Annotated in this window: 12 protein-coding genes; 5 read left to right on the forward strand and 7 right to left on the reverse strand. The window is 64.1% G+C overall.

The window, feature by feature from the left end:
* From EOA27_RS09190 to EOA27_RS09220, 6 genes are all read right to left on the reverse strand, one after another.
* Positions 1 to 554: adenosylhomocysteinase (locus tag EOA27_RS09190; protein WP_145970298.1), on the reverse strand; the 554-nt coding region annotated here is incomplete at its 3' end.
* A 163-nt stretch (positions 555 to 717) separates the two neighbouring features.
* The gene (locus EOA27_RS09195) at positions 718 to 1,014 is read right to left on the reverse strand and encodes an HPr family phosphocarrier protein (protein ID WP_126080108.1); all 297 of its coding nucleotides are present in this window, start codon (positions 1,012 to 1,014) and stop codon (positions 718 to 720) included.
* On the reverse strand, positions 1,011 to 1,412 hold the full coding sequence (locus EOA27_RS09200; protein ID WP_027166957.1) for a PTS sugar transporter subunit IIA: 402 nt from the start codon (positions 1,410 to 1,412) through the stop codon (positions 1,011 to 1,013). Before EOA27_RS09200 ends, EOA27_RS09195 begins: the two co-directional genes overlap by 4 nt.
* Positions 1,413 to 1,576: 164 nt before the next feature.
* Positions 1,577 to 2,038 carry an HPr kinase/phosphorylase gene (locus EOA27_RS09210; protein WP_126080107.1) on the reverse strand — a complete coding sequence of 154 codons (462 nt, stop codon included), beginning with the start codon at positions 2,036 to 2,038 and terminating at the stop codon, positions 1,577 to 1,579.
* Positions 2,039 to 2,050: 12 nt separating this feature from the next.
* On the reverse strand, positions 2,051 to 3,835 hold the full coding sequence (locus EOA27_RS09215) for a sensor histidine kinase (protein ID WP_126080106.1): 1,785 nt from the start codon (positions 3,833 to 3,835) through the stop codon (positions 2,051 to 2,053).
* A gap of 159 nt (positions 3,836 to 3,994) precedes the next feature.
* Entirely contained in the window at positions 3,995 to 4,696 is a 702-nt protein-coding gene (locus tag EOA27_RS09220; RefSeq protein ID WP_095819116.1) for a response regulator transcription factor, read from the reverse strand.
* Between the two features lie 341 nt (positions 4,697 to 5,037).
* Between EOA27_RS09220 and EOA27_RS09225 the strand changes: the two genes are divergently transcribed.
* The 5 genes from EOA27_RS09225 to EOA27_RS09250 all read left to right on the forward strand — a co-directional run bounded on the left by EOA27_RS09225 (position 5,038) and on the right by EOA27_RS09250 (position 9,097).
* A complete protein-coding gene (locus EOA27_RS09225; protein ID WP_126080105.1) occupies positions 5,038 to 6,648 on the forward strand; it encodes a phosphoenolpyruvate carboxykinase in 1,611 nt (536 codons plus the stop codon).
* A gap of 185 nt (positions 6,649 to 6,833) precedes the next feature.
* Positions 6,834 to 7,271: an alternative ribosome rescue aminoacyl-tRNA hydrolase ArfB gene (gene arfB / locus EOA27_RS09235; protein ID WP_126080103.1), complete on the forward strand. Its 438-nt coding sequence runs from the start codon at positions 6,834 to 6,836 to the stop codon at positions 7,269 to 7,271.
* Between the two features lie 90 nt (positions 7,272 to 7,361).
* Entirely contained in the window at positions 7,362 to 7,979 is a 618-nt protein-coding gene (locus EOA27_RS09240) for an alpha-ketoglutarate-dependent dioxygenase AlkB (RefSeq protein ID WP_126080102.1), read from the forward strand.
* Positions 7,980 to 8,126: 147 nt separating this feature from the next.
* Positions 8,127 to 8,546, forward strand: a complete 420-nt coding sequence (locus tag EOA27_RS09245) for a glycosyltransferase family 87 protein (protein WP_189353963.1) — start codon at positions 8,127 to 8,129, stop codon at positions 8,544 to 8,546.
* A 17-nt stretch (positions 8,547 to 8,563) separates the two neighbouring features.
* Positions 8,564 to 9,097 carry a hypothetical protein gene (locus EOA27_RS09250; protein ID WP_127409911.1) on the forward strand — a complete coding sequence of 178 codons (534 nt, stop codon included), beginning with the start codon at positions 8,564 to 8,566 and terminating at the stop codon, positions 9,095 to 9,097.
* Positions 9,098 to 9,209: 112 nt separating this feature from the next.
* Here the strand turns inward: EOA27_RS09250 and coaA are convergent.
* Positions 9,210 to 9,983: type I pantothenate kinase (coaA, locus tag EOA27_RS09255; protein ID WP_127255999.1), on the reverse strand; the 774-nt coding region annotated here is incomplete at its 5' end.

The following is a 9,983-nucleotide window of genomic DNA, read 5'->3' on the forward strand; positions in this document are numbered from 1 at the left end:
GCTTCGCGCTGCTTGGTGAAGAAGCTGGGCGAGGCCTTCAGGCGCTTCTTGATCTGCGCGAACAGGATCCCTTCCTCCTCGCTGCCGGGATTGGACAACACGTCCTCGCCGGCCTCTGCACGCGCGCCGAGCAGAATATACATGGTGGCGTCGCCGCCGTCATCGAGGATCATGTTGGATGTGCCGCCATCGGTCCACTGAAAGATGCGGTCGGTGTAATCCCAATAGTCCTGGAGCGACTCGCCCTTGATGGCGAAGACCGGAATGCCGGCCTCGGCGATCGCCGCAGCCGCATGGTCCTGCGTCGAGAAGATGTTGCACGATGCCCAGCGGATGTCGGCGCCCAGCGCCTTCAGCGTCTCGATCAGCACCGCCGTCTGGATCGTCATGTGCAGCGAGCCGGTGATGCGCGCGCCCTTCAGCGGCTTCTTGGCGCCGAACTCCTCGCGGCAGGCCATCAGGCCCGGCATTTCGGTTTCGGCGATCTCGATCTCCTTGCGGCCCCAGCCGGCAAGCGAGATGTCGGCGACCACATAGTCCTTGCTACCCGTCATGGCAGTGCTCCGGTGTGATTTTCTCAATGCGCGCCGGCGCCGGGAGGCGCATGGAAGGGCGCGGTTGCCGGCCTGACTAGCAGATCGGCCGCGATACGACAATGGGACATAAAGAAATCTTTATGCGCGCATGTCTTCGAGGCGCGAAATGTGAGGCCGGGAACTAGATTTCCTCGCCGAAACGCGAGGCGACCAGCTGCTCCAGCGCGTCCATGGCCGGCACGGCTTCCGGGCCGCTGGCGATCACGCGGATCGAATAGCCCGGGCTCGCCGCCAGCATCATCAAGCCCATGATCGAGGTGCCGCCGACCTTCACGCCGTCCTTCTCGACATGGATGGTGGCATTGAAGCCGCTGGCAACCTGGACGAATTTCGCCGAAGCGCGCGCATGCAGGCCGCGCTGGTTGATGATCGGGAACTCCCGCACAACCTCGTCCGTCTGCTGCGCCGGTGCGTTCATTTGCTGCTCAGGAGCTGGCTGGCGACGTTGATGTATTTGCGGCCCGCCGCCTGCGCTTCATCGAGCGCGGCGGCCATGTTGTCGCCCTTGCGGATCGAGGAGAGCTTGATCAGCATCGGCAGGTTCATGCCGGCGATGACCTCGGTGCGACCGGATTCCATGACCGAGATGGCGAGGTTGGAGGGCGTGCCGCCGAACATGTCGGTTAGCACGATGACGCCGGCGCCGGTGTCGACGCGCGCCACAGCGTCGACGATGTCGGCCCGGCGCTGCTCCATGTCGTCGTCGGCGCCGATCGCCACGGTTTCGAAATTGTCTTGCGGCCCGACGACATGTTCTACGGCATGCCGGAACTCGGTGGCGAGTTGACCGTGCGTCACGAGCACGAGTCCGATCATTCTCTGGTGGCTCCCGTCATCGCCGCTTCACAGGCGTATATTATGTTCGCCAGCCATTCCAGGCGGCGGGAGCGCTATCTTGTCGACGCACGGCCGGTTGACAAGCCCAAAATTGCGGCGGCTTGGGCCATTTTGACGCATCGCAGCAAAAAACCCCGGCCGGATCATGAAAAAGGCTGGATCGCCAGCCGCGCCATCAGCATGGGCAGCGCGGCGGTGACATTTTGCCGGGTGATGTCGATGCGGGGCAGCCGGCAACCCTCGATCGTCTCGGTGGCTTCGTCTTGCAGCCGCGCCATATCGGCCGGCTCGACAAGCCGAACGACAAGGTCAATCACGGCGGCCGGCTCGAAGGCCAACGGCCGCGGCCCGATGCCGTGCACCTCGCAGAGTCCCGCGATGCTTGCCGGCGCGCGGCACACCAGCCGCCCGCCATGCGCGGCGGCGAACAGCTGGTCGTCGCCCAGCAGCCGGGAAAACATGCCGCGGGTTCGGCAATGATCGAGGAGCGCCAGCGCCAGCGTCGTCTTGCCGGCGCCGGACGGCCCCGTGATCAGCACGCCGCGCTCGCCGATCAGGAGGGCCGTCCCGTGGATATTCAGGGGCTTCGCGGCGGTGTCCGGCATGTTCGGCTAGCGTCAGCCTTCCGCCGGCAGCGTCACCACGAAACGCGCGCCCTTGATCTCGCCGGGCTTGGTGCCGGGGATGTTTTCGGCCGTCAGCGTGCCGCCATGCGCCTCGACGATCTGGCGGCTGATCGACAGCCCGAGACCAGAGTTCTGGCCGAACGCCTCGCCGGCCGGCCGGTCGGTGTAGAAGCGCTCGAAGATGCGGTCGATGTTCTCGGCCCGGATACCCGGGCCGTTGTCGTCGACGGTGATGATGTTGAACTTGCCAGCGCGCGCCAATGAGATCGCGATATGGCCGTGCTCGTCGGGCACGAAGGAGCGCGCGTTCTCGATCAGGTTGGTGATGACTTGGCCAATCCTCAGATCATGGCCGACAACGTAATAGCCCTTGGCGCCGGTCGGCAGCTTGGCCACCTTGAGTTCGATCTCGACAGCCTTCTTGTTGCGCGTGGTCTCGCGCGAGACCGCGACCAGATCGGTGATGAACTTCTTCAGGTCCACGGTTCCGGCGTCCTCGCGCGCCAGCTCCGCGTCGAGACGGGAGGCGTCGGAGATGTCGGTGATCAGCCGGTCGAGCCGCTTCACGTCGTGCTGGATGATCTCCATCAGACGCGCGCGAGACGTGTCGTTCTTCGCCAAGGGCAGCGTCTCGACCGCGCTGCGCAGCGATGTCAGCGGGTTCTTCAATTCATGCGAGACGTCGGCGGCGAAGCTTTCGATCGCCTCGATGCGCGCGTAAAGCGCATTGGTCATGTCGCGCACGGCGATGGACAAATTGCCGATCTCGTCCTGCCGGTCGGAAAAGTCCGGTATTTCCTCGCGGTTCTTGACGCCGCGCCGCACCCTGACGGCGGCGGCGGAAAGCCGCCGCAGCGGATTGGCGATGGTGGACGCCAGAAGCATCGAAAGGATCGCGGTGACCAGCGCCGCGACGCCGAACACGCGCAGGATCGCCTTGCGCTCGGCCGCGACGATCTTGTCGATATCGCCGCCTTCCGTGGACAGCATCAGCACACCCAGCACGGCGCGAAAACGCTGGATCGGCACCGCGACGGAGACGATCTGCTCGCCCTGCTCGCTCACCCGCACAATGGTCGAAGGGCTGCCGGTCAGCGCCTTGACCACCTCCGGGAAGGCCGCGCCATTGCCGCCGGGCTGCTCGTGGTAGACGGGCAGGTCCTTGTTGCGGAAGAAGTCGAAGATGAACTTCTCGACCCGCTCCACGAGGGCGGGCTGTTCGTCGTCGACGGGCGGCAGGTCGTAGCGCAGGATCTGGCCGCGCGAATAGAGATGCCGGGAGTCGAGCAGGAGGTTCGCGTCGCGGTCATAGATGCGGGCGCGGGTGCGCGTCGGCGAGATCAGCCGTCTCAGCACCGGCGCGACGCGCTCGGGGTTGATCGGGAAGTCCAGATTGTCGAGCTGGTCCGATCCGGGCCCCAGGCTCTCGCCGGCCTGCAGCTCGAGCAGCTTTTCCGGGTCGATGCTGATCGAATCGGTTTCCACCGTCGCCGAGGCGGCGATCGCGCCGGCGATGATTTCGCCCTGCGTCATCAGGCTCTCGACGCGAGCGTCGATCAGGCCGTCGCGAAAGGTGTTGAGGTAGAGGATGCCGGTCACCAGCACGGCAAGGCCGGCCAGGTTGAGGAACAGGATGCGCCTCGTCAGGCTGGAGAAGATGTGATGGCCGAGAAACCGGCGCATCGGCACCGTGATTCTCGACACGAAGGCGGGCACGATCCGCGGCGGACGCCTTGCCGCGCCCGCCCGTCTGCCTCGCTCTACTTCCACTGCCATCGAATAGCAGGCCCTGGTTAATTAGTGAGTAGTGAGTAGGCAGTAGGCAGTAGGGAATAGAGCAGTGGCTGGCGGGGACCGCAGCTGGCATAACCGGCCGCTCGCACTATTCAAAGCTGACTACCGACTATTCCCTACTGCCTACTCACTACTGCCTATTCATGCTTCGCGGAACCGGTACCCGACTCCGTAAAGGGTTTCGATCATCTCGAAGTCGTCGTCGACGGCCTTGAACTTCTTGCGCAGCCGCTTGATGTGGCTGTCGATGGTGCGGTCGTCGACATAGACCTGCTCATCATAGGCCGAATCCATCAGCGCATCACGGCTTTTCACCACACCGGGGCGCTGCGCCAGCGAATGCAGGATGAGGAACTCGGTCACCGTCAGCGTCACCGGCTCGCCTTTCCAGGTGCAGGTATGGCGTTCCTGGTCCATCACCAGCTGGCCGCGTTCGAGCGAGCGGGCCTGCTGGGCGGGCGCCTTGGCCGCCGCCTCGCGGGCGCTGGTCCGGCGCAGCACCGCCCGCACGCGCTCGACCAGGAGCCGCTGCGAGAAGGGTTTGCGGATGAAATCGTCGGCGCCCATCTTGAGGCCGAACAATTCGTCGATCTCGTCGTCCTTAGACGTCAGGAAGATCACCGGCAGGTCCGATTTCTGACGCATGCGGCGCAACAGCTCCATGCCGTCCATGCGCGGCATCTTGATGTCGAGGATGGCGAGGTTCGGCGGGCGCGCCGCCAGGCCTTCCAGCGCCGACGCGCCGTCGGTGTAGGTTTCGACCCGGTAGCCCTCGGATTCGAGCGCGATCGACACCGAGGTCAGGATGTTGCGGTCGTCGTCGACAAGCGCGATTGTTGCCATTTCAAGCGGCTCCCTCATGAGCTGTCCCTTCTGTCGTCGAGAAGGGGCTTTTGCAGGACAAATTGGGTACAAAATGTGGCACGGGCCCTGTCCGAAGTCACGGGCGGCCTGCCGCTACACACCATCGCACCCATAACGGGATTGGACGATTGGAGTCTGCCAATCCTTTGGGCAACGTCCGCGACTTTTTGCACATATAAACGATTTAAACAACTTTCAAATTTTTTAAATCGATTAATGATTTGATATCATTCGGCTTTTCTGGTTCTGAACCTGACAGCCCCCGGCACGGGCTCAGTGAAATCCCCGTCACATGCGGCCAAATCCAGAGAGGAAATTTGATGTCGGAAGCCGGCAAACGCAACCCCGACTGCGCTATTGACGCGATCGGCCTAAAGACCACGGGCATGGTGCGCTACAATCTCGGCGCGGCCGAACTCTACGAGGAAGCGATCCGGCGCAGCGAGGCGAGGCTGACCGCGCAAGGCGCGCTGGTCGCCGAGACCGGTCAGCACACCGGGCGTTCGCCGAAGGACAAATTCGTCGTGCGCGACGAGGCGACCGAGCCGCATGTCTGGTGGGACAACAACAAGGCGATCTCGCCCGCCCAGTTCGAGTCGCTGCTTTTCGACTTCCGCGCCCACGCGGCGGACAAGGATCTCTATGTTCAGGACCTGATCGGCGGCGCCGACGCCGACCTCAAGCTGCCGACCCGGGTCATCACCGAATTCGCCTGGCACTCGCTTTTCATCCGCAACCTTTTGATCCGCCCGCAAGCCGCGGAGCTCGAGCGCTTCCTCCCCGACATGACGATCATCGATTTGCCGTCCTTCCGCGCCGATCCGGCGCGTCACGGCACCCGCACCGAAACCGTGATCGCGGTCGACCTGATCCGCAAGATCGTGCTGATCGGCGGCACGTCCTATGCCGGCGAGATGAAGAAGTCGGTATTCACCATGCTGAACTACCTGCTGCCGCAAAAGAGCGTGATGCCCATGCACTGTTCCGCCAATGAAGGCCCGGCCGGCGACGCGGCGGTGTTCTTCGGCCTGTCCGGCACCGGCAAGACGACGCTGTCGGCGGATCCGTCGCGCACGCTGATCGGCGACGACGAGCATGGCTGGGGCCCGCACGGCGTCTTCAATTTCGAGGGCGGCTGCTACGCCAAGACGATCCGGCTGTCGGCCGAGGCCGAGCCTGAGATCTTCGCCACAACGCAGCGCTTCGGCACGGTGCTGGAGAATGTCGTGCTCGATGCCGGCCGCGTGCCGGATTTCAATGACGGCAGCCTCACCGAGAACACGCGCTGCGCCTATCCGCTGGACTTCATCCCCAACGCCTCGAAGACCGGCCGCGCAGGCCATCCGAAGAACATCATCATGCTGACCGCCGACGCTTTCGGCGTGATGCCGCCGATCGCCAAATTGACCCCGGCGCAGGCGATGTATCACTTCCTGTCCGGTTACACCGCCAAGGTCGCCGGCACGGAAAAGGGCGTCACCGAGCCGGAGGCGACCTTCTCGACCTGCTTCGGCGCCCCCTTCATGCCGCGCCATCCCTCGGAATACGGCAATCTGCTGCGCGAGCTGATCGCCGAGCACAAGGTCGATTGCTGGCTGGTCAACACCGGCTGGACCGGCGGCGCCTACGGCACCGGCCGCCGCATGCCGATCAAGGTGACGCGCGCTCTTCTGGGCGCCGCGCTCGATGGTTCGCTGAAGTCGGCCGAGTTCCGCACCGACGCCAATTTCGGCTTCGAGGTGCCGGTGGCGGTTCCGGGTGTCGACGGCGCCATTCTCGACCCGCGCTCGACCTGGGCGGACAAGGCCGGCTACGACCGCCAGGCGGCGAAGCTGGTCAACATGTTCGCGACCAATTTCGAGAAGTTCGAGCGTCACGTCGACGCCACCATCCTGGGCGCAGCGCCGCGCCTGCAGGAGGCGGCGGAATAATCGCTGCCTCGAGCGTCCTCACCTCCAGGGCCCGGCCAGCGCAATTCCAGGAAAAGTGCAAAACGGTTTTCCGTCCGGAATTGCGCCAACATTGAGAGCCAGGGAGGATTCGCCGTTTCCGTGAAACGGTGAAGCCCCCTGCGCCGGGCCTTTTCTTTTTGCAGCCGTCGCGTCATGAGTGCTCCATGGCGAGCGACGACGACATCATCATATCAGGCGAAGCGGTCATCCATGCGGGCGACCTGCATGAGGACTTCATCCGCTCGTCCGGCCCGGGCGGCCAGAACGTCAACAAGGTAGCCACCGCCGTACAGTTGCGCTTCGACGCGGCGAACGCTTCGGGCCTTAGCGAGCGGGTCCGCGTCCGCGCGATCAAGCTTGCCGGCCAGCGCGCCACCAAGGACGGCGTCATCGTCATCGAGGCCGGCCGGTTCCGCACCCAGGAGCAGAACCGCGCCGACGCGCGGGCGCGCCTGACCGCGCTGGTCGCCAAGGCGGCCGAGCCGCCACCGCCGCCGCGCAAGAAGACCAGGCCGTCCAAAGGCGCCGTGGAGCGCCGCCTCAAGAGCAAGGCAGGCCGGTCGACGGTGAAGAAGCTGCGCGGTCGCGTCGACAGCGACTGAGAACAGCATGCCGGAAACGAGCGGCCGTTTTCGGGTCGCGGAACTCTTCCTTCGGTGGCATGCTTTCGGGCCAATTGATCGGATCGATCCATGCTCGTTCTGCCCAAAGGCGTCCGCCACATGCCGGGCTACATCGCTCGCCCCGCCCAGGAAGCGCTGGTCAAGGAGATCCGGCGCGTGGTGCAGGCCGCACCCCTCTACGTGCCCGCCATGCCGCGCACCGGCAAGCAGATGAGCGTGCGCATGACCAATTGCGGCGCGCTTGGCTGGGTGACCGACAAGGAGCGCGGCTACCGCTACCAGCCGACGCATCCGGTGACCGGCGAGCCTTGGCCGCCGATCCCCGAGGCGCTGCTGCAATTGTGGCGCGAAGTCTCGGCTTACCCGCATCCGCCCGAGGCCTGTCTTGTCAACTTCTATGCGGCGGACGCCAGGATGGGTCTGCACCAGGATCGCGACGAGCAGGATTTTGACGCGCCCGTTGTGTCGGTCTCGCTGGGCGACGACTGCCTGTTCCGGGTCGGCCAGAACACGCGCGAAGGCGGCACCAAATCGTTCAGGCTGAAGAGCGGCGACGTCGTCGTGCTCGGCGGCGAGGGGCGCCTCGCCTTCCATGGCGTCGATCGCATCTATCCGGCGACATCGGCGCTGTTGAAGAATGGCGGCCGCATCAATCTGACGCTGCGGCGGGTGACGGTGCCTGGCTGACCATGTCCGGGGGCAACGCGATTTTAAGGACACCCACGCTACAAGCGCGGTTGCCAAATCGAGATCGCCATGGAACCGAACTGGATCAGGACCCGAAGCCTCTTGGACGTGGCAATGGTCACGGTCGTATCGATGATCGGTATCTGGATGGCCGAGGTCTACCTGAGCATGTTGTGGAACCTCGACGGCAGAGGGTTTTCCGAGCTATCGCACAGGCTGCCCTACTGGGATTTCACCAATCTCTGGGCCGGCTCCCGCCTGGCCATCGACGGCCATGTTGCCGTGCTTTTCGATGCGGACGCCTACCGCGCGGCGTTGCGCGGCATGTTCTCGCCCGACCTTCCAAATCAGGAATGGAGCTATCCGCCGAACATCCTCTTGCTCGGCGTCCCGCTCGCGACCCTGCCGATCCTGCCCGCCTATCTGGTCTGGACGTTCGGGACCGTTCTGTGTCTGTGGCTGGCAATCCGGCCGCTGAAACTCGGAGCGCTGGTGGAACTGGCGGTCGTCCTCAGTCCCGCCGTTATCTGGAACTCGATATTCGGTCAGAACGGCGGCTGTTCCTGACCGAAACCCGTCCCTTGATGACGGCGATCATGGAGGCGCCTTATCCGCAGCCTTATCAGTATAATGCGATAACGTTGTTCTTCACGGCGAGGGCGCTCGGCTTCGGGCTAACCGCCGCCTATGGCGCCCAGGCGGTCGCGACTATCATTTCCATCGCCATAGCGGTCTGGCTCTGGCGGCCGGGGCGCCAGGTCTCGCATCAGGAACGCGTGGCGCTGACCGCTGTCCTTGCGATCCTTGCCACGCCCTACGGCTACACCTACGACACGATCGGTCTGGCCGTCGCTGTCGCCATGCTGGCCGCGATGACGTCAAGGCCGCCCCGGCTGATACTCGCGATTTGCTGGCTCTGGCCTTTCGTCACGCATTACTTCACCTGGGGCGGATATTGCGTTGCCGTCCTGGTGCCATTGTTTCTCGCGCGTGGATGCTGTCTACGATATGGACGGGAAGCCGGAAGGCTGAAATCTCCGCAAAGCCGTCGCTGGCGTAGCGGTTCAGGGCGCAGCCGTTCTGGGGCAACTGCCCCGGCGATTTTCCGTCTGGCATAGCGCAAGGAAGAGGGCTTCCGCGTCCCGAATTTTCAGCGATCCAGATTGGATCGTGGCGCGAAGGAGCTGCCTCGCAGATGTGAAGAATGGCGATCCGGCGTCGGGCGCGGCCTCACAGCTTCCTCAGCGCCACTTCCTCGATCAAATGGTTGGCGCCTTTGCGCAGGATGAGATCGGCCCGCGCCCTGGTCGGCAGGATGTTCTCGCGCAGGTTCTTCAGGTTGATATTGGCCCAAAGCCCCTCAGCAATGGCCCGCGCGGCATCCTCGGAAAGCTGCGAATAGCGGTGGAAGAAGGAGTCCGGATTGCGGAAGGCGGTCTCGCGCAGCCGCATGAAGCGCTGGATGTACCATTGGTGGATCAGCTTCTCGTCGGCATCGATATAGATGGCGAAATCGAAGAAGTCTGACAAGAACGGCACGATCTTGCCGTCCTTCGGCAGCTTGCCCGGCTGCAGCACGTTGATGCCTTCGAAGATCAGGATGTCGGGACGGTCGATGGTGACGAACTCGCCGGGGATGACGTCATAGGTCAGGTGCGAGTAGACCGGCGCGCGGACGCTGCCTTGCGCCGATTTGATGCCGGACAGGAATCTCAGCAGCGCGCCGACATCGTAGCTCTCGGGAAATCCCTTGCGCTCCATGAGGTTCTCGCGGCGCAGGATCTCATTGGGCAGCAGGAAGCCGTCGGTGGTGATGAGATCGACCTTGGGGCTCGACGGCCAGCGCGCCAGAAGCTCCTTCAGCACACGCGCCGTGGTCGACTTGCCGACCGCGACCGAACCGGCGATGCCGATGATGAAAGGCGTCTTGACGATGTCCTGCGCCTTGAAGAAGGCCTGGCGCTGCCTGAACAGCAGCTGGCTCGCCTCGACATGCGCCGAGAG

The organism is Mesorhizobium sp. M2A.F.Ca.ET.037.01.1.1 (genome assembly GCF_003998075.1).
Lineage (GTDB): Bacteria > Pseudomonadota > Alphaproteobacteria > Rhizobiales > Rhizobiaceae > Mesorhizobium.

Excerpts from the sequence above, each read along its gene's own strand:
- EOA27_RS09195 (WP_126080108.1), bottom strand. The coding sequence starts at position 1,014 with ATGAACGCACCGGCGCAGCAGACGGACGAGGTTGTGCGGGAGTTCCCG.
- EOA27_RS09200 (WP_027166957.1), bottom strand. The coding sequence starts at position 1,412 with ATGATCGGACTCGTGCTCGTGACGCACGGTCAACTCGCCACCGAGTTC.
- EOA27_RS09210 (WP_126080107.1), bottom strand. The coding sequence starts at position 2,038 with ATGCCGGACACCGCCGCGAAGCCCCTGAATATCCACGGGACGGCCCTC.
- EOA27_RS09215 (WP_126080106.1), bottom strand. The coding sequence starts at position 3,835 with ATGGCAGTGGAAGTAGAGCGAGGCAGACGGGCGGGCGCGGCAAGGCGT.
- EOA27_RS09220 (WP_095819116.1), bottom strand. The coding sequence starts at position 4,696 with ATGGCAACAATCGCGCTTGTCGACGACGACCGCAACATCCTGACCTCG.
- EOA27_RS09225 (WP_126080105.1), top strand. The coding sequence starts at position 5,038 with ATGTCGGAAGCCGGCAAACGCAACCCCGACTGCGCTATTGACGCGATC.
- arfB (WP_126080103.1), top strand. The coding sequence starts at position 6,834 with ATGGCGAGCGACGACGACATCATCATATCAGGCGAAGCGGTCATCCAT.
- EOA27_RS09240 (WP_126080102.1), top strand. The coding sequence starts at position 7,362 with ATGCTCGTTCTGCCCAAAGGCGTCCGCCACATGCCGGGCTACATCGCT.
- EOA27_RS09245 (WP_189353963.1), top strand. The coding sequence starts at position 8,127 with ATGGCCGAGGTCTACCTGAGCATGTTGTGGAACCTCGACGGCAGAGGG.
- EOA27_RS09250 (WP_127409911.1), top strand. The coding sequence starts at position 8,564 with ATGACGGCGATCATGGAGGCGCCTTATCCGCAGCCTTATCAGTATAAT.